This is a genomic window from Aliarcobacter thereius LMG 24486 (assembly GCF_004214815.1).
In the GTDB taxonomy this organism is placed as follows: domain Bacteria; phylum Campylobacterota; class Campylobacteria; order Campylobacterales; family Arcobacteraceae; genus Aliarcobacter; species Aliarcobacter thereius.
Genome location: NZ_CP035926.1, coordinates 719,421 through 738,677, shown reverse-complemented (window position 1 = coordinate 738,677; position 19,257 = coordinate 719,421). Strand labels below are relative to the sequence as shown.

At 26.3% G+C, this 19,257-nt stretch carries 20 protein-coding genes; 11 read left to right on the top strand and 9 right to left on the bottom strand.

The features are described 5' to 3' along the window. Window positions 1–38: 38 nt before the first annotated feature. The gene (locus ATH_RS03910) at window positions 39–983 is read left to right on the top strand and encodes a M23 family metallopeptidase (RefSeq protein ID WP_066183498.1); all 945 of its coding nucleotides are present in this window, start codon (window positions 39–41) and stop codon (window positions 981–983) included. Then, window positions 896–1,366, top strand: coding sequence for a bactofilin family protein (locus ATH_RS03905; protein WP_066183495.1), 471 nt, complete (start codon window positions 896–898; stop codon window positions 1,364–1,366). Before ATH_RS03910 ends, ATH_RS03905 begins: the two co-directional genes overlap by 88 nt. A 43-nt stretch (window positions 1,367–1,409) precedes the next feature. Here ATH_RS03905 and ATH_RS03900 read toward each other — a convergent pair whose 3' ends face one another. Continuing rightward, window positions 1,410–1,622: a tautomerase family protein gene (locus ATH_RS03900; protein ID WP_066183493.1), complete on the bottom strand. Its 213-nt coding sequence runs from the start codon at window positions 1,620–1,622 to the stop codon at window positions 1,410–1,412. A gap of 90 nt (window positions 1,623–1,712) precedes the next feature. Between ATH_RS03900 and ATH_RS03895 the strand changes: the two genes are divergently transcribed. Beyond that, a complete protein-coding gene (locus ATH_RS03895; protein ID WP_066183491.1) occupies window positions 1,713–2,540 on the top strand; it encodes a LysR family transcriptional regulator in 828 nt (275 codons plus the stop codon). Window positions 2,541–2,578: 38 nt separating this feature from the next. Here ATH_RS03895 and ATH_RS03890 read toward each other — a convergent pair whose 3' ends face one another. Genes ATH_RS03890 through apt form a run of 4 tightly spaced genes read right to left on the bottom strand, consistent with a single transcriptional unit; the run spans window position 2,579 to window position 6,476 of the window. Next, window positions 2,579–3,997, bottom strand: a complete 1,419-nt coding sequence (locus ATH_RS03890; RefSeq protein WP_066183489.1) for a leucyl aminopeptidase — start codon at window positions 3,995–3,997, stop codon at window positions 2,579–2,581. Continuing rightward, on the bottom strand, window positions 3,987–4,688 hold the full coding sequence (locus ATH_RS03885) for a DedA family protein (protein WP_066183486.1): 702 nt from the start codon (window positions 4,686–4,688) through the stop codon (window positions 3,987–3,989). Before ATH_RS03885 ends, ATH_RS03890 begins: the two co-directional genes overlap by 11 nt. 1 nt (window position 4,689) lies before the next feature. Then, complete coding sequence (trpB, locus tag ATH_RS03880; RefSeq protein WP_066183484.1) at window positions 4,690–5,907, bottom strand: tryptophan synthase subunit beta; 1,218 nt, start codon at window positions 5,905–5,907, stop codon at window positions 4,690–4,692. A 14-nt stretch (window positions 5,908–5,921) separates the two neighbouring features. Next, the gene (apt, locus tag ATH_RS03875) at window positions 5,922–6,476 is read right to left on the bottom strand and encodes an adenine phosphoribosyltransferase (protein ID WP_066183479.1); all 555 of its coding nucleotides are present in this window, start codon (window positions 6,474–6,476) and stop codon (window positions 5,922–5,924) included. Window positions 6,477–6,562: 86 nt separating this feature from the next. On the opposite strand from apt, the gene ATH_RS03870 reads away from it, so the two are divergent. The 3 genes from ATH_RS03870 to ATH_RS03860 all read left to right on the top strand — a co-directional run bounded on the left by ATH_RS03870 (window position 6,563) and on the right by ATH_RS03860 (window position 10,171). After that, window positions 6,563–7,369, top strand: a complete 807-nt coding sequence (locus ATH_RS03870; protein ID WP_066183477.1) for a DNA ligase — start codon at window positions 6,563–6,565, stop codon at window positions 7,367–7,369. A 160-nt stretch (window positions 7,370–7,529) separates the two neighbouring features. Next, window positions 7,530–8,681: a trans-sulfuration enzyme family protein gene (locus ATH_RS03865; protein ID WP_066183473.1), complete on the top strand. Its 1,152-nt coding sequence runs from the start codon at window positions 7,530–7,532 to the stop codon at window positions 8,679–8,681. Further along, window positions 8,678–10,171, top strand: coding sequence for an aminotransferase class I/II-fold pyridoxal phosphate-dependent enzyme (locus tag ATH_RS03860; RefSeq protein WP_066183471.1), 1,494 nt, complete (start codon window positions 8,678–8,680; stop codon window positions 10,169–10,171). Before ATH_RS03865 ends, ATH_RS03860 begins: the two co-directional genes overlap by 4 nt. 9 nt (window positions 10,172–10,180) lie before the next feature. Here the strand turns inward: ATH_RS03860 and ATH_RS03855 are convergent, their stop codons facing one another. The 4 genes from ATH_RS03855 to ATH_RS03840 all read right to left on the bottom strand — a co-directional run bounded on the left by ATH_RS03855 (window position 10,181) and on the right by ATH_RS03840 (window position 12,950). After that, window positions 10,181–10,729, bottom strand: a complete 549-nt coding sequence (locus ATH_RS03855) for a C39 family peptidase (protein ID WP_066183469.1) — start codon at window positions 10,727–10,729, stop codon at window positions 10,181–10,183. Continuing rightward, complete coding sequence (locus ATH_RS03850; RefSeq protein ID WP_066183466.1) at window positions 10,714–11,460, bottom strand: hypothetical protein; 747 nt, start codon at window positions 11,458–11,460, stop codon at window positions 10,714–10,716. The genes ATH_RS03855 and ATH_RS03850 overlap by 16 nt, the downstream gene beginning before the upstream one ends. 126 nt (window positions 11,461–11,586) lie before the next feature. Further along, window positions 11,587–12,600, bottom strand: coding sequence for a hypothetical protein (locus ATH_RS03845; RefSeq protein ID WP_066183464.1), 1,014 nt, complete (start codon window positions 12,598–12,600; stop codon window positions 11,587–11,589). A gap of 104 nt (window positions 12,601–12,704) precedes the next feature. Then, window positions 12,705–12,950: a helix-turn-helix domain-containing protein gene (locus ATH_RS03840; RefSeq protein WP_066183462.1), complete on the bottom strand. Its 246-nt coding sequence runs from the start codon at window positions 12,948–12,950 to the stop codon at window positions 12,705–12,707. Window positions 12,951–13,040: 90 nt separating this feature from the next. Here ATH_RS03840 and ATH_RS03835 point away from each other — a divergent pair, with 90 nt between their 5' ends. The 5 genes from ATH_RS03835 (at window position 13,041) to ATH_RS03815 (ending at window position 19,257) form a co-directional block, all read left to right on the top strand. Continuing rightward, on the top strand, window positions 13,041–13,433 hold the full coding sequence (locus ATH_RS03835; RefSeq protein ID WP_066183458.1) for a PAS domain-containing protein: 393 nt from the start codon (window positions 13,041–13,043) through the stop codon (window positions 13,431–13,433). A 14-nt stretch (window positions 13,434–13,447) separates the two neighbouring features. Further along, window positions 13,448–14,683, top strand: a complete 1,236-nt coding sequence (locus ATH_RS03830; RefSeq protein ID WP_228140851.1) for a methyl-accepting chemotaxis protein — start codon at window positions 13,448–13,450, stop codon at window positions 14,681–14,683. Between the two features lie 230 nt (window positions 14,684–14,913). Further along, window positions 14,914–17,727, top strand: coding sequence for an excinuclease ABC subunit UvrA (uvrA, locus tag ATH_RS03825; protein ID WP_083190931.1), 2,814 nt, complete (start codon window positions 14,914–14,916; stop codon window positions 17,725–17,727). A gap of 11 nt (window positions 17,728–17,738) precedes the next feature. Beyond that, a complete protein-coding gene (locus ATH_RS03820) occupies window positions 17,739–18,623 on the top strand; it encodes a DUF234 domain-containing protein (RefSeq protein ID WP_066183455.1) in 885 nt (294 codons plus the stop codon). A gap of 79 nt (window positions 18,624–18,702) precedes the next feature. Beyond that, complete coding sequence (locus ATH_RS03815; protein WP_066178841.1) at window positions 18,703–19,257, top strand: GNAT family N-acetyltransferase; 555 nt, start codon at window positions 18,703–18,705, stop codon at window positions 19,255–19,257.

The following is a 19,257-nucleotide window of genomic DNA, read 5'->3' as shown; positions in this document are numbered from 1 at the left end:
TATTTTAGCTAAAATATTGCACTAATGTAGGAGGAAATATGGAAAAGGTAAAGAAAAGTTACTTTAATATAACCATTCATCATGAAAGAGGAATGTATCAATTAAGGGTTCCCCAAAAACCGTTTTTATATACAATAGTATCAATATTTTCAATCTTCTTAATCTCACTTACAACAGCTTTTATCTTAAACTTCACTCTAAATAAAACAGATAATGAAAAGATAAATATTGAGTATGAATTAGCTGAAATTCAAAGATTAAATGAAGATTTAAATGCATTAATTGGGCAAACTCAATTAGAATTAAATGAAAAAAATGAAGAGATAACAGAAGCTTCAAAATATCTATCAAAAATAGAAAATTTGATTGGTATTTCTACTACTGAAGAAAATAATTCATTAAAAGAAAGAGTAAACATTGCAAAACTAGACTCTGAACAAAGAGCAACTTTATTGCAATTAGTTCCAAATGGTTTTCCTGTTGAATTTAATGGTGTTACAAGTCCATATGGATACAGACAGCATCCAATTTTAGATAAAAAACTTCTTCATATGGGAGTTGATTTAAGAGCTCCAATAGGAACTGAAGTTTATGCAACAGCTGATGGAGTTGTTCATCATTCAGCTTATGATAAATTTAATGGAAACCTAGTTGTTGTACAACATATATATGGATTTAAGACCTATTATGCACATTTAAACAAAGCTATGGTAAAATCTGGCGACTTCGTTAAAAAAGGCGACCTTATTGCATACACTGGAAACACAGGTAGAAGTAGTGGTCCTCATTTACATTATGAGGTTCGTTTTTTAACAAGAACTTTAGATCCTATGACTTTTGCAAGATGGGATATAAAAAACTATACAGAAATTTTTGAAAAGGAAAATGAAATATCATGGCATTCTTTAATAACAGCGATAAGCAACTTACGAGTTCAGGAGCCGACTCCTCAACTACAATTATCACTTCAGGAACTAAAATAACTGGTGATATAAGATTATCTTGTAATTTATATATAGATGGTTTTTTTGAAGGAAATATTTACTCTCAAAAAGAGGTTAATATTGGTGTTAATGGGCAAGTAAAAGGTGAAATAAATGCTCATAGAGTTGTTATTCAAGGTTTAGCAGAAGGTTCTTTAAATGCAAACAAAGTTGATATAAAACCAGAAGGTAAAGTAAAAGGTACTGTTGAATCTGAAGAATTCATTATTGAAGCTAAAGGTATTTTTGAAGGTAATAGCTTAATCAAAAAAGCTGAAACAGCAACTAAAGAAGATAAAACTTCAAATATGTTTGACAAAAAAGAAACTAATTCGACTTCTTCATCAACAAATACTACAAATCAAAATTCTGATAAAAAATAATCTATAAGCACTAGCTAAAAGCTAGAGCTTATAACTAATATACTTACTTCTTATTATTCTCTCTAATCTCTTTTACAGACTTTGTACCAATAAAATAATTATTCATATCAATTTCCTCAATTAAGACAACAGCATTTGAAGCTGATCTATTAAATACTTCACTAAATAAATCTGTTATTCCTTTTACCAATTTATCTTTTTGTTCTTGTCTTGCACCACCATCTTCTTTTGTCATTTTTATACTTATTACAGGCATTTACTCTCCTTTTAATTTTAATTATAATATCATTAAAAGTGATTTTATGTCAAATATAAAATCATTATTAATGATATAAGGAAAAGTGATATGGACTCAAATCTATTAAAAATATTTATAGAAGTAGCAAATGAGAAAAGTATATCAAAGGCTGCAAATAAGCTTGGTTTTGCTCAATCAAATGTAACTTCAAGAATAAAACAATTAGAAAACTCTATTGATACTATTTTATTTCATAGAGTACCTTCTGGCATTATCTTGACAAAAGAAGGAGAAAAACTATATTCATATGCATTAGATATTGTAAAAAAGATAGATTTTGCAAAGTATGAAATGCAAAATATGAAAACCCAAATAAATTTAACTATTGGCTCAACTGAATCTTATGCTAGTACGAAATTAATAAACTTTTTAATTCAATTAAACAATGACTTTCCAAATATAAATTTAGAACTTATTACAAATACTACTAAAGAAACAATAAAAAACCTTCTTGAATATAGAGTTGATATCGCATTTATAAGTGGAAATCCTAATAATAATGATTTATTAATTCTAAATAAAATTGATGAAGAGATTGTATTAGCAGAATCAAAAGAGAAAACTCCTCCAAATGTATTAATAACTTTTAAAAATGGTTGTGCTTATAACGATTTTTCTAAAAATTATTTAAAAAATATCTCTAATAATGATTTTAAACACTTTCAATTTGGTAATTATGAAACAATATTAGCTTGTATAAAAGCTGGAATGGGAAAAAGTTTTCTTCCTATTAGTATAATAGAAAAATTAAATTATAAAGATAAACTAAAGCTTACAAAATTAGAAGGAAATTCTAATATTCCTACTTATTTAGTTTGTAGAAAAAATTTCATTCCTAAGATTAAAGAGTATTTAGAAAAATTTGATTTCAATTAAGCAAGGCAATAAAATTTAATTTATTGCCTTAAAAAGATTTATATTAAAGTTTTAACAAGTTCAACTGCAAGTCTTACACCTGTTCCACTTGCACCATAAGGATTATATCCCCAAGCTTTTTCAACAAAGGCTGGACCAGCAATATCAAAATGCACCCATTTTTCTTTATTTTCTTCATAAATAAAGTTATCTAAAAATATTCCAGCTGTAATTGCTCCACCATATCTTGTATTTGATATATTACAAACATCAGCTATTTCTGATTTAATACATTTTTTAAGATATCTATTAAAATCTAATTTTGTAGCATATTCACCAGATTTTTCACAAGCTTCTAAAGCTTTTTGTTTAAGTTCTGAATTATTTCCCATAATTCCTGTTGTATATTCCCCAAGTCCAACAACACAAGCTCCTGTTAATGTTGCAAAATCAAAAATATAATCAATATTTTTAATCTCATCTTGTGCATAACATAAACAATCTGCTAAAACCAATCTTCCTTCAGCATCTGTATTTCTTACTTCAATAGTTTTTCCATTTTTTGCTCTTAAGATATCATCTGGTTTGTAAGCATTTCCACCAAGCATATTTTCAACAGCACCTATAATAGCATGAACTTCTATTGGTAATTTAAGCTTAGCAATAGCTTTAATAGTATTTAAAACAGCAACTCCACCACTTTTATCGGCTTTCATTGTAATCATAAAATCTGCTGGTTTTAAAGATAATCCACCACTATCATAAGTTAAACCTTTTCCTACAAGAACTATTTTTGTTTTTGATTTTTTTGGTTTATATTTTAAGTGAATTAATTGAGATTCATAAATTGATGCTCTTCCTACACTATGCATTGACATCATTTTTTCTTTTTCAAGATACTTTTCTCCAAAAACTTGACACTCTAGTTCAAACTCTTTTGCAATCTTTTCAGCCTCTTTTACAAAAGTTAAGGGAGTAAAATCAGCTGGTGCAGTATTTACCATATCTCTTGAAATATTTACAGCGTTTGCAATAATCAAACTCTCTTTAAAAATAGTTTCTAATTCTTTAGTTTTACTATCTATTTCAAAATAAAACTCTTGATTTGATTTTGTTTTACTACTTTTATATAAATCAAATTCATAACTTCCTAGTGTAGCACCTTCAACTAAAGCTTTAAAACTAATCTCTAGTTTTTTATTTAAAACTAATTTTGCACTTTTAAATTTTGTACTTTTGAATTTTTTGATTGCACCTGAAATTGCAATAGCCAAAGAGTCATAAGTAAACTCCTCAAAAGCAGAATATATTTTTCTACTTTCAAGAAGAAGAGCCACATTTTCATCTTTAAATTTAAAATCTAAACTTTCAAGAAGTTCTAAGTCAATAGAAGTTCCAAGCTCTTTTTTACTATTTACTAAAATAATCTCTATATCATTTTGTCTATTTTTTGAGTTTTCAATAATATTAATTTTCATCCATTACCTTTCTTTCAATTTTTCTAGTTGCTTTATTAAACATATATATAATCCCTCCACCAAATAAAATTGCTATTGGAATAGCCATATACCAGTGTTCTTTTGCCCAATGAAGCACAACCATAATCTCATTTCCAAAGTACCAAACAGGCAATATAGTAATACTTGCCCAAGCCCAAGCTGAAATAAGATTTATAAATGCAAATTTTCTTGCATCATATCTTGTAATTCCTATTGACATTGGAATTATTGTTCTCATTCCATACATATATCTTTGAGTAAAAATTATTGGCCAACCATGTTTCTTAAGAAGTAAATGAGCAAAAGCAAATTTTCTTCTTTGGCTTATTAGTTTTTTCAAAACAGCTTTTTTATTAAATCTTCCTATATAAAAATATACTTGATCTCCTGCAAAACCACCTAGTCCTGCTACAAATATTGCTAGAAAAAGATTCATAGCACCTTCATGTGCCATAAGACCAGCCATTATTAATCCCATTTCACCTTCAAGCATACTCCAAACAAAAAGTATTATATATCCATAAGTTTTTAATAAATTTATAAATTTATCTTCAATACCAACACCAGGTGCTTGATATAAACTGTAAGCTAAAAAAGCTATGAATACTACAAGAGAAATTGCAAATATTTTTCCTGTATATGGTTGTATTTTTCTAAAAAGTTTTTTCATTTTATTCCTTATCAAAACTCAACAAGCTTTTTGCTTGTATCATATCTTTATCACCTCGTCCAGATAAACAAACAATTACTGTTTTTCCTTTTATTTTATCTTTTGCTTTTTTTAAATAAGCAATAGCATGAGATGATTCAAAAGCTGGAATTATTCCCTCTTTTTGACTTAACCAAACAAAAGCATCTAAAGCTTCTTTATCAGTTATATTGTCATATTCGATTGTTTTATTATCTTTATGAAAAGAGTGTTCAGGTCCAATTCCTGGATAATCAAGCCCAGCACTTATACTATGTGCTTCTAAAACTTGACCATCATCATCTTGAAGTAGATATGAACATTGACCATGAAGCATTCCTGGTGTTCCTTTTGCTAAACAAGATCCATGTTTTGAAGTTTCAATTCCTAAACCACCAGCTTCAATTCCAACACATTTTACATCTTTATCCTCTAAAAAGTGTGAAAACATTCCAATTGCATTTGAACCACCACCAATACAAGCAACTACATAATCTGGTAATTTATTATCTTTTTCTAAAATCTGTTTTCTAGCTTCATAACCAATAATTGCTTGAAAATCTCTCACCATCATTGGATATGGATGAGGACCTGCAACTGTTCCTATTATATAAAATGTATCTCTTGCATTTGTAACCCAATATCTAATTGCATCATTCATAGCATCTTTTAAAGTCTGGCTTCCACTTTGAACTGAAATAACTTTTGCACCTAAAAGTTTCATTCTAAATACATTTAGCTCTTGTCTTTGTACATCTTTTGCACCCATAAAAACTGTACATTCAAGCCCTAGTAAAGCTGCAATTGTTGCAGTTGCAACTCCGTGTTGCCCTGCTCCTGTTTCAGCTATTACTTTTGTTTTTCCCATTTTTTTAGCCAAAATTCCTTGAGCTATTACATTATTTACTTTATGTGCTCCTGTATGATTTAAATCTTCTCTTTTTAAATAAATTTTAGATTCAAGTTCTTGACTAATATTTTTTGCAAAATATAGAGGGTTTTCTCTTCCTACATAATCTTTTAACAGATAGTTTACTTCACCCCAAAATTCTTTATCAAATCTATATTTACTATAAGATTTTTCTAAATCTTTTAAAATTGGCATCAAAGTTTCAGGAACATATTGTCCACCAAAAAACTCTCCAAAAACTCCATTTTCATTTGGATCAAATATACTTTTTTTTGGGATATAATTACTCATTTTTTATCCTATTTCTAAATTTCTAATACTGTATAAACAGGAGCTAGTTTACTTAGTTTTTCTTTTCCATCAAGAATTGAAAAATTTAATATAAAACAACTTTCCACTAAATTTGCATTTAGTTTTTTGATTAAACTAGCAGATGCAAAAGCAGTTCCACCACTTACAACTAAATCATCTATTAATAAAACCCTTGCTTCTTTTTTATTATTAAAAGCATCTAAATGTATCTCTACTTCGTCAAAACCATACTCTAGCTCATATTTTTCGCAAACAGTTGTACTTGGAAGTTTTCCTTTTTTTCGCACAGGAACAAAACCTATATTAAGCCTACTTGCTAAAGCTGAAGCGAAGATGAATCCTCTTGCTTCAATTCCTGCTATAAAATCTAAATTATATGATTTATATCTATTTTCTAAATGATTCATCAGAAGTTCAAAGGCATCTTTATTATTCAATAAAGTTGTAATATCTTTAAAACTAATTCCTGGTTTTGGGAAATCTTCTATACTTCTTATTGAGTCTATTAGAAAACATTTCTCTTCATCTGTTAAATTATTATTTTTCAATGTTTTCCCTTTTATTTTCAAAAGTGTGTAATTTTAGCTAAAATTAAATTATTTTATAGTTTAAAATATCTATTTAGGAGTAATTTATGAGATTTATTATCACTTTTCTTTTAGCTTTTAATTTTTTATTCTCTTTAGAACTTCAAAAACCTATGATTTATCAAGACTACAAAAAAGAGTATGATTTTTGGCTTATGAGTGAAAAACTTGATGGAATAAGAGCTTACTGGAATGGAAAAGAACTTCTAAGTAAAAATCAAAATAAAATTTATGTTCCATCTTGGTTTACAAAAGATTTTCCACCATTCTCTTTAGATGGAGAATTATGGACAAAAAGAGATGATTTTGAGAATATTCAAAGTATTGTTTTAAGTCAAAAAGAGGATAAAGGCTGGGAAAATATCACTTATAATATTTTTGAAGTTCCAAATCAAAGTGGAGATTTTTATGAAAGACTAGCTTTCTTAGAACTTTATTTAAAAAATAATCCAAATAACTATTTAAAAATTATTCCTCAAAATCTTATTAAAAATAGTAAAAATTTAAATGACTTTTTAAATAAAATTATACAAAAAAAAGGAGAAGGAGTAATAATAAAAAATCCAAAATTAAACTATTTTACAGGGAGAGATTCTAATATTTTAAAAGTAAAAAAGTTTTTTGATGATGAAGCAGAAGTTATAGCTTTAAACTTAAGAGAAGATGGAACTTTAAAAAGTTTAGAAGTGAAGCTTAAAAATGGAATTATTTTCAATCTTGGTGGCGGTTTTACAAATAAAGAGAGATTAAATCCACCAAAGATAGGAGATATTGTAACATTTAAATATTATGGGTTTACAAAAAACAATAAACCAAAGTTTGCTTCTTTTTTAAGGATTAGAGAAGAAGAGTAAAATATATTTTATAAGAAAATCAAATATAAACAGTTTTACTTATACTTATTAAAATAATTACTTATTATTTATACATAGTTTTAATCATTAAAGATTAATGATATTTAGGTACAATTTCCTAAAAATTAGCAAAAATATTTACAATTCTTCAAGGATATTTATGAATAAAAATTTAGATACTATGATTTGTCATCTAAAAGATTTTGCACCATTTAAAGATATTGCAAACTCTTCTCATTTCCCAATTTATAACACTGCAACTTTTGATTTAAGAGATCAAAATTCAAATAAAACTTATGATTATACAAGAAGTGATAATCCTACAAGAGAGAGTTTAGAAAACTTTTTTGCTTTTGCAGAAAATGGTGCTGGAGCTGTTTGTACTCATACAGGAATAGCGAGTGTTGCCCTACTTTTCGAAACAGTTTTAAAAGCAAACTCTACAATTTTAGTAGAAGCAGATTGTTATGGTGGAACTTTTAGACTTTTAAAAGTTTATAAAGAGAAATACAATTTAAATATAATTTTTACAAATTTCAATGATTTAAATATGATAGAACATATATTAAAATCAAATAGTGTTGATTTAGCTTTATGTGAAAGCCCTACAAATCCTGGACTTAAAATGATTGATTTAGAAAAAGTTGCAAAACTATGTAAAGAAAATGATACTTTATTTGCAGTTGATAACTCTCTTGCAACATTTATAAGCCAAAAACCTTTAGATTTAGGGGCTGATTTTAGTTTATTTTCAACAACAAAATTTATAAGTGGTCATGGAAGTGTAATCGCTGGAGCTATTGTTGCTAAAACAGAAAAACTCTCTAATAAACTTCATTTTTATTCAAATGCTTTTGGAAGAAATCAAAATCCAATGGATGTATTTTTGATATCTTTAGGAGTTTCAAGTTTAAAAGTTAGAATGAAGGCTAGTGAAAAATCTGCTAAAAAATTAGCAAAATGGCTTGAAAAACAAAATTTTATAAAAAAAGTTACTTTTCCTGCACTTAAATCTTATCCACAAAGAACTTTAGCAAAAAAACAACTAAGAATTATTCCTAGTGTTTTTTGTGCAGATTTTAAAGATGAAAAACTAGCAGAAAAGTTTATAAAAAATGCAAACATTTTTGGAGAAAAATGCTCTTTTGGGAGTGCAGATAGTAGAGTTGAGATTCCAGCAAAAATATCTCATGCAAGTTTTTCAATAGATGAGTTAAAAGCAATTGGGATTACAAATAGTACTGTTAGATTTTCAATAGGTTTTGAAAGTATAAAAGATTTAAAAAATGATATTTTACAAGCGATAAAATGATAAAAAAGCCTACTTTTAAACATATTCCTTGTGGAGAAACTCTTCCACAAAACAATATTCATGCAGTTTCTACATCTATGCCAACACTTCAAGATGTAATTGATTATGAAGAACAAACTCCTCAAATATTAGAAAAAATTAAAGTTGCATATCCAAGGTTTTTGATACATCCTTATTTAAAACTTCTAGCAAAATATTTAAAAGAAAAATATAGTGTAGAAAATGAATATGAATTAATTTTATTAAGTAGTAAAAAAGCTGTTGAAGCTGTGAGTAATAGATATTTTATTCATAATAAATTTGAATTTAATGAAAGTTTTGGAATTATAAAAGTTATAAAAGGAAGACAATATGAAAAAGTTTTAAAATTTATTCAACATATTGGCTACAATTTATCTTCACGATTTGCTGAAGATTATCTATATAATTTAAATCTTATCCCTTATTTACAAAATGAAGAACTAGAAGAAAAAGAACTATCTGAAGATATTGTTATATCAACTTTAGCAAAAGCATATAAAGAAGATAAGAAAAATATTAAACTTTGTACTTCTGGAATGAATGCAATTCATAGTGTTTTAAAAGGCTTGAAAAACATTCAAGCCAGAAATGGAAAATCTATTTTAATACAATTTGGTTGGCTCTACTTAGATACTACAAATATTGTAAACAGATATTTTGAAGAGAGCAAAGTTTTTTTTGATATTAATAACTTAAAAGAGTTTGAAGATTTTTTAGAAACAAACAAAAATAGAGTATTAGGAATAATTACTGAAATTCCTACAAACCCTTTAGTAAAAACTGCAAATTTGAAAAGAATAAGAGAACTTTGTGATAAATATAATATTGTTTTAGTAATAGATTCAACATTTGCAACTCCTTACAATCTTGATTTAAAACCATATGCTGATATTTTTGTTGAATCTTTAACAAAGTTTGCTTGTGGAAATGCAGATGTTTTAATGGGTACAATTATTTTAAATAGTAATTTTAAAATCTCTCATATTAAAAACGAATTATTTAAACATAGTGATAATCCATATATAAAAGATATCCAAAGGATGGCTATTGAAATAGTAGATTATAAGAAAAGAGTTAAAAAAATCTCAGAAAATACAAAAGAACTTATAGTTTTTCTACAAAAACTACCATATGTCTCAAGAGTTTATTCTTGTTTAGATGAAGATAGTTTTTCTAACTATAAGGATCTAATGATAGATGAAAATAGTATTTGTGGAATAGTTTCAATAGTTATAGAAAAAGATTTTGAAAAAATTTACAATGCTCTAAATTTTGCAAAAGGTCCAAGTCTTGGAACAGAATTCACACTTCTAATGCCATATACATATCTTGCTCACTACGATTTAATAGTAAATAAAAATAATTTTCTAAATATAATAGAACTACCTATAAATTTAATTCGAATATCTGTTGGAATTGAAGATATAGAAGAGATTAAAAGAGAATTTGAGCGAATCAAAGAGATTTAATATAATACTTTAGAAAAGATATTTAACTAAAAAACTATCCAATTCCTTAAACTCTTTTCTCTTATCTTTTGGTAAAGCTACTAATATAAAATTTGATTCTTTATCTATCCAATATGAATAAAACTCTTTTTTTGATATTATAAATTTACCTGCATTTGGATCTAAAATTATCACAGAATTCTTATCTAAATTGTAAACTACTACAAAATGGGGATAATCCATTTTCCTTACAATTCTAGCAATAACTGGTACAGTTATATCATCAAAAATCTCTTTTGAGATTTTATATCCTTTAGAATTAAACTCAAAATCTAAAGCTAATTTTTGTAAATCATTAAATGTAACCAAATCTGTAGTTTCTAGTTTATCAATAAGCTCTTTTTCATCTATACTAAACCCATATAAATTAAATAAAGTTGCAAGTGCAGAAGCTCCACAACTTTCCTCATAAGTCTGTTTCACAACATCATTATACTTTATCTCTAAAAAAGATTTTACCTTAAATTCAGCAAATAAACTTATTTGTAAAATAAATAAAGAAATTAAAATTTGTGCCATAAAGAGAAAGATAATCTACTATCAGGTGCATTTGTACTTGTACCTACACTTGAATTTATAGTAATTACATTTTTTTCACTAAGATTATATGTTAAACCAAAACCTATGGTTGATAAAATTGTTGAATTATTTACTTTTACTCCATCTTCTTTCATTGAAGTTTGATAACTATGTTCTGTATTTAGATTTAATGAAATATTTGGATTTAATATTAAAAAGAGATTTAATTCTACAAAATAAGAGTTTGGCAAATTAATATTATTGTTACTTATATCTCTTTTTAAAGTTTGGTTTGTTCCTAAAGATAAAATAGTTACTAATGGATCTGAAAAACTTTTAACACTATACTTTAAATTATAATCTTTAAAAGAGTAATCTTTATCTGCATTTTGATACTTTATATTTTGTAAAACTGCAGTTTGAAAAATAATCGATTGTTGAAATTCATCAATCAATAAGCTATCAAAAGTATAATTTCCACCAATATATAAGCTATTGAAGTTTATACTATTATCACTTTTTGTTGATTGTGAACCAAAATCTAGATATTTTATTCTATCGTTTAAAATATTATAAGATAAGAATAAATCAAGATTATTACTAAACCCATACATCAAAGTTTGCCCAAAAACTAATTGTTGAGTTTCTGTTACTAAAGTTCCATCATCATAACTTACTAATATTGGGTAAGATGAGAATGTCCTTGTACCATTTGCATTTATTATATCCACATTTGTAGAAAGTCTAAAATCTTGCTTCTCTTTTTTAATATAAACTATCTATTGATATAACATCAGACACAAACCCCAGATGCTATACTAAATGTAATCAGAAAAAAGAGTTTTTTATAACCATTATTAACCATAGATTTTTATTTCCTTATTTATCATATTTGTTCTATTTAAGAACTCTTGTGTTGTTTCATTTTTATTTGATAAATTACTATTATTTAAAAGAGAGTTTGAACTATTTTCAAAGCTTTGCAAAAGTTTTTTTAATAACTCTTCATCAAGAGTAGATACTAACTCCATATCAAGTCTTAGAAAATTACCATCTAGTTTCAAATAGTTATCTTTTCTTATTTGATCCCACTTATCTTTATCTAAAGTTTCACCTTTATCCATAATCTCTAAAATATAATTTAAGGCTTGATTAAAATAATTTCCAAAATATCCGTCATTTTTAAAGAAATCACTATCTATAAAAAGCTTTTGCATATCATATTTAACTTTGTCATTAACAGATGATTCTCCTTCATAAGCTTCTTGCAAAGTTATGTTTCCATCAAAATCTTTATCAAGATTTAAAGTATAATTTAACTCATCATCAATGGAACCTTCTTTCTTTTCAGTTCTGTAACTAATATATTCAAAATCTGTTCTTTTTGAATAATTTTCAATAGTGTTTTCTTCAGCAACAAAAGTATCGTTATTAAATCTTATCTTTAGAGAGATATTTGTATCATTTCTTGTATTTCCATACTCTTCTTCGCTTAAAATTCCATCATTATTCACATCTGCTTTTAAAAATCCTCTAGTATAAGCAATATCTGCAAACCAACCAGCTACAAACTCTTGTGCTTTATCTTTTAATTCCACATCTCCTGCCTCATTTCTTACTACACTTTTCTCTCCAAATCTATTTTGTAGTTTCTCAAGCGTACTATTTTCTAAACTTACAGATACTTTTTGATTACTTAATGGGTCTATAAATGTTGTCTTAGAACTAGTTTGTGAAAGTTGATTATTTGTTTGATAGGATTGTTGATTTTGTTTTTGTAAAGTTTCTTCAAAAGAATTCTCATTTTTTGAACTATTTTTAGTCTTTACATCATATGATGTAAAGACATTTCCACTTAATGTTATTTGCATTTTTTTTCTTTATGTATTAATGTATATAAAGCTTACAAATTAAATACTTAGTTAAATCTTAAATTTCTTAAAAATAATTTTTAATATCTATTATTCCTATATTTTTATTTGAAGAATTCATTAATATCAACTTCTAAAACTGAAGATATTTTATATATATGCTCTAAATTAAAATGTTTATTATCTGCTAATAATTCAGCTTTCCCAAAAAATGTAGCATTTTGGTGTCCAATTGCATTTGCTAGTTTTAGTTGTGATATCTTTTTCTCCTTTCTTATTCTTTTTATATTTTTGCTAATAGAACTATAAAATTCTATTAACATTTCATCTGAAAAATCGATTTCTCTCATCAATACACCTATAAGGTTTATTTTATATTAATAATATATAATGCTTTTACAACACCCCAAGGGGTGCTAATAAATACACAAGAGAAAAACATGAGAAAAGAGACTATTTTAGAAGAAAATACTTTCTTGGTAAGTGAAACTGATGAGAAAGGTATAATTAAGTTCGCAAACAGCGATTTTTGCACCATTGCAGAGTATTCTTTAAATGAACTAATAGGTAAACCACATAATATTGTAAGAGATAAAGATATGCCAAAAGTAGCTTTCAAATCTTTATGGGATACAGTTCAAAAAGATGAAATTTGGACAGGATATGTAAAAAATGCAACAAAATCTGGTGGATTTTATTGGGTTTTTGCAACTGTTTATCCTTTTATCTCTTGTGATGGTTCTAAAGGCTATCTTTCTTGTAGAAGAAAAGCTTCAAAAGAAGAGATTAAGCAATATGAAAAAATTTATGCAAAACTTTTATCAGAAGAATAAATCAAGGAATCAAAATGTTTAATTATCTTAGTAAAAAAGAGTTAGAATTAATTGACAAATATTTCGAGCAGTATATCGAATTTACACAATATAAACAAAATAGTTTTAGGTATATTGAGAAAACAGGAAATAAAAAATTAGATAAATTATTTAATAGATGGAACACAAAAATAAAAGAGACTGATAACTCTATAAAACAAGATATAAAACTAATTGGTGAGCTAGTTTTAACAACAGATAAGTTAAGTCAAGGAATTTTTATGTGTAGAATTAAATCAACTACAAATAATCCTATGATTTCTACTTTGGCAAATACTATAAATCAAATGCTTGATTCTTTAGAAAAAAATATGGAACAACTAGAATCAACATTAAAATCTTATGCAAATGATGATTTTAGAATAAATATAAAAATAGATGAAATATTAAAATCTAGAATGCTTTCTGTTATGCAGAGTATAAATCATCTAGGTATTTCTTTAAATAACAATGCAAAAGAGAATTTAAAAAATGGAGATAGTTTAAAAGAAAAAACAACTAATATGAATAAACTTATGAATTCTTTAGCAAAAGAAGCAAATATTCAAGCTAGTTCTTTGGAAGAGATTTCAGCTTCTGTTGAAGATATAACTTCAATAGCAAGAAACAATGTTAAAAGTGCTTTACAAATGGTAGAACTTGGAAAAGATGTAAAAAACTCTGTTTTAAATGGTCAAGATTTAGCACAAAAAACTGTATATTCTATGGAAGAGATAGATAATAAAGTAAAAGCTATAAATAGTGCAATAACTATTATTGATCAAATATCATTTCAGACAAATATTCTAAGCCTAAATGCAGCTGTTGAAGCTGCAACAGCGGGAGAAGCTGGAAAAGGATTTGCAGTTGTAGCACAAGAAGTAAGAAATCTTGCAAATAAAAGTGCAGATGCTGCAAAAGAGATAAAAACATTGGTAGAAGATGCAAATATAAAAGCAAGTGAAGGTAAAAATATATCAGAAACTATGATTGAAGATTATAATAAACTGAACAATATAATATCTGAAACTATAAAAATAATTGAAGATGTAAACAAAACTTCACAAGAACAAGTTTTAGGAATGGAACAAATAAATAGCAATATCTCTCTTTTAGATAAGACCACTCAGGAAAATGCAGAGAAATCAAATTTAACTTTGAAGTTTACAAAAGAGATAGAAAAATTGTCTAACAGTCTTGTAGAGAGTGCTAATAACAAAAAGTTTATTTAAATTATTTTATATTTATCTTTAGATTTAAAACTTTAAAATCATATCATATTGTTAAATCTTATAAAACTAAAAATATATTTTATTTGTATATTATGAAGATCTTAAATATAGAAAAAGAAATTTTGGGATTATAATTTATTACTAATATTAATATTTATTGGTTTTAATTATATACAAACTATTAACATAATTACTATATAATATATGCTTTAAATTTTTAAGGGTAATAAATGAGTGACATAATAAAAATATTTAATGCAAAAGAGAATAATCTAAAAAATATAAATCTAGAAATACCAAAAAACAAACTTGTAGTTTTTACAGGACTTAGTGGAAGTGGGAAATCAACACTTGCTTTTGATACACTTTATGCAGAAGGTCAAAGAAGATATATAGAATCTTTATCTTCATATGCTAGACAATTTTTAGATAAAGTTGGTAAACCAGATGTTGAAAGAATTGAGGGTTTAACACCTGCAATCGCAATAGATCAAAAAACAACTTCAAAAAACCCTCGTTCTACTGTTGGAACAATTACAGAAGTTTATGACTATTTTAGACTTCTATTTTCTAGAGTTGGAGCTCAACATTGTCATAAATGCTCAAAACCAATTTCAAAAATGAGTGCAAGTGATATTATTGATCAGGTATTATCTTTGCCTAAAGAGTCAAAACTTATTATTTTAGCACCATTAATAAATAGAAAAAAAGGTAGCTTTGCTGATTTACTTGAATCTCTTAGAACTAAGGGGTATGTAAGAGCAATGATTGATGGAGTTATGGTAAGACTTGATGAAGATATCGAGCTAGAAAAAACAAAAATGCACACAATTAAAGTAATTATCGATAGAGTTGTTGTAAATGATGATAATAATGAAAGAATTGCACAAGATGTTGAAAAAGGTTTAAAAGAGAGTTTTGGAGAGCTTGAAGTTGAGATTATAAACCATGAAGAGTTAGGTATTGAAAAAAGTATTCATTATTCTGAGCATATGGCTTGTTTTGATTGTAAAATCTCATTTGAACCACTTGAGCCAATATCTTTTTCATTTAACTCACCAAAAGGTGCTTGTAGCTCTTGTGATGGTCTTGGAATAAGATATGCACTTGATATGAAAAAAATAATAGATGAAGATTTAACAATAGAAGATGGTGCAATAAAAATTATATATGGATTTAATAAAGGTTACTATTTTAAAATGCTTATTGCTTTTTGTGAAAGCCAAAAAATTGATATTAAAAAACCATTTAGAGATTTAGATGAGCATCATCAAAAAGCAATTTTACATGGAACTATTGATGAGTTTGAGTTTTTTTGGAAAAGACATAAACTTAAAAGAAAATGGGATGGAATTATCAAATTAGCTTACGATATGATAAAAGATGAAAAAGAAATTTCTGAATATATGACTGAAAAGAGATGTGATGATTGTAATGGAAATAGATTAAAACCATCAAGTCAATCTGTTTATGTTGCGAATAAAACAATTCAAGATATTTTAAATGTACCAATAGAAGAAGCTCATAGCTTTTTTCAAGATGATAAAAACTTTACTTATTTAAGTGAACAAAATAAAATGATTGCAGCTCCTATTTTAAAAGAGATAAAAGAGAGAGTTTTCTTTTTATACGATGTTGGGCTTGGTTATATAACTTTAGGAAGAGATGCAAGAACAATAAGTGGTGGAGAAGCACAAAGAATTAGAATTGCTTCTCAAATAGGAAGTGGTTTAACAGGTGTTATGTATGTTCTTGATGAACCATCTATTGGTCTTCATGAAAGAGATACTAGTAAATTAATTAAAACATTAAGAGCTTTACAAGAAAAAGGCAATAGTGTTATTGTTGTTGAACATGATAAAGAGACTATAAATGCTGCTGATTTTATCGTTGATATTGGTCCAAACGCTGGAAAATTTGGTGGAGAAGTTGTATTTGCTGGAACATTGAAAGAGTTAAAAAAAGCAAAAACACTAACTGCTTTATATATGAATGATAAGAAAAAAGTAGATTATCCACATAATAGACCACAAGAAGAGTTCATAGAGATTAAAAATGTAAATATAAATAATATAAAAAATCTTGATGTAAAAATCCCTCTTAAAAACCTTGTAAGTATAACAGGAGTTAGTGGAAGTGGAAAGTCATCACTAATATTGCAAACCCTACTTCCTGTTGCTCAAGAGCTTTTAAATCGTGCTAGAAAAGTAAAAAAAGTAGATGGTGTTGAAATAGAAGGTCTAGAAAAGCTTGATAAAGTTATATATCTTGATCAAAGCCCAATAGGAAGAACTCCAAGAAGTAATCCAGCAACTTATACAGGTCTTATGGATGAGATAAGAGATCTATTTTCAAAAACAAAAGAAGCAAGTCTTAGAGGTTATAAAATAGGAAGATTTTCTTTTAATGTTAAAGGTGGAAGATGTGAAAAATGTCAAGGAGAAGGTGAAATCAAAATTGAAATGCACTTTTTACCAGACATAATGGTTAAGTGTGATACTTGCTTTGGACATAGATATAATGCTCAAACTCTAGAGATATTATATAGAGGAAAAAATATATCTGATGTTTTAAATATGAGTGTTGATGAAGCTTTAGAATTTTTTGCAAAAGTTCCAAAACTATATGCAAAATTGAAAACATTGAGTGATGTTGGACTTGGATATATTACTTTAGGTCAAAATGCTATTACTTTAAGTGGTGGAGAAGCTCAAAGAATAAAATTAAGTAAAGAGTTAAGTAAAAAAGATACAGGAAAAACTCTTTATGTTTTAGATGAGCCAACAACAGGTCTTCATTTTGCAGATGTTGATAGACTTACAAAAGTTCTTCATCATTTAGTTGAACTAGGAAACTCTGTACTTGTAATTGAACATAATCTTGATGTTATAAAAAATTCAGATTATATTATTGATATTGGTCCAGAAGGTGGAGATAAAGGTGGAAAAGTTGTAGATATGGGTACAGTTGAAGAACTTGTAAATAATCATAAAAAATCTGGTTCATATACTGGATATTATTTAAATAAAGAGCTAAAAGGATAATAATAGTTTAAATGATAATAATAAATAAAACAATAAAAGAACAATTTATACTATTTTGTAAAAAAAACAATTTTAGTGATATGAAAAAAGCTGTTGAGTATTTTACAATATTTGGTGGATTAGATATTGATATTGATACAAATAAAGATATTTTAGAATTAATAGAAAAACACATTTTAAATAATTATATATCTATAAAAAGTGATATAAATTATTTAGTAGGTGCTTATAGTATTGATAGTGCTATTTTATCTGGTATTGCTTTAGGAGATAGAAAAGAGACAAATGCTTTTAAAAGAGCTTTTGTAAGTTTTGAAGAGGGTTCTAAAAGTGTAGAATCACTATATAATAAGGGTATTATTGATATTGATTCATCTGTAAACTATATTTTAAAAAAAAGAAATGATTCTAAAATATCAAGAAAACTACTATTTACAAATCCATTTATAAGATTTTGGTTTGCCTTTGTTTCTCCTATTTATAAAGGGATTAAAGATGGAAATTATGAAGAGTTTAAAACAAAATTTAAAAATAGAGAAGCTGATTTTAGTGATTTTATTTTTGAAGAGTTAGCTTTATCTTATGTAAAAAATTGTTTTATAGAAGAAAAAATAAAAGATCATGGTCAATATTGGAATGAAAAAGTAAGTATTCCTATTATTGCAAGAACTCAATCAGAACTTTTAATAGCTGGTATAGTAAAAAATACAAATAATAAAATAAAAAAGAGTGATTTAAATAAGTTTATAGAAGATTGTAAAGAAGAAGATATAAATCCAGATATTATAGTTATATTTTCTAAAAATGGTTTTTCAAGTGAAGTAAAAGCTTTAAAAAACAACTCTTTAAAGCTTTTTGATATAAAAAGTTTAAAAGCTTTATTACTTAAATTCTAGATAGTTTCTTTATTATATATCATTAATTTATTATTAGTTAATATAATATAAAATTATACTCTTAAAAAAGGATATATTTATGATAAAACAAGCAAATAAAAACAATATAGAAAATATTTCAACTCTTATTCATGATGCAATTCACGATATAGCAATTACTTTAACTGGTGAAAATGAAAATGAAAAGATATTAGAAACTTTAGATTACTATATAAAAATGGATATAAATAGACTTAGTTATAACAATATTTATACTTATGAAATACAAAATCAAACTGTTGGAATTTTGGTTGCATATAGTTCAAATGATGTTGAAAAATTAGATTCTCCAATTTTAGAACATATAAATCAAAAGAATATAGCTTTGGATCGTTTTGAAAAAGAGTGTTTTCCTGATGAATTTTATATAGATACTGTAAGTGTTAGTTCTTCATTTCAAGGAAGAGGAATAGCAAAAGAACTTTTCTCGTTTGCAGAACAAAGAGCAAAAGAGTTAAACTTTAAAAAACTTTCACTTTTGGTTGATTTTGAAAATCCAAAAGCAAAAGCTCTATATGAGAAACTAGGTTTTACAGATAATGATGTTTTAGAAGTATCAGGAAGCCAATTTTCTCATATGATTAAAAAACTATAA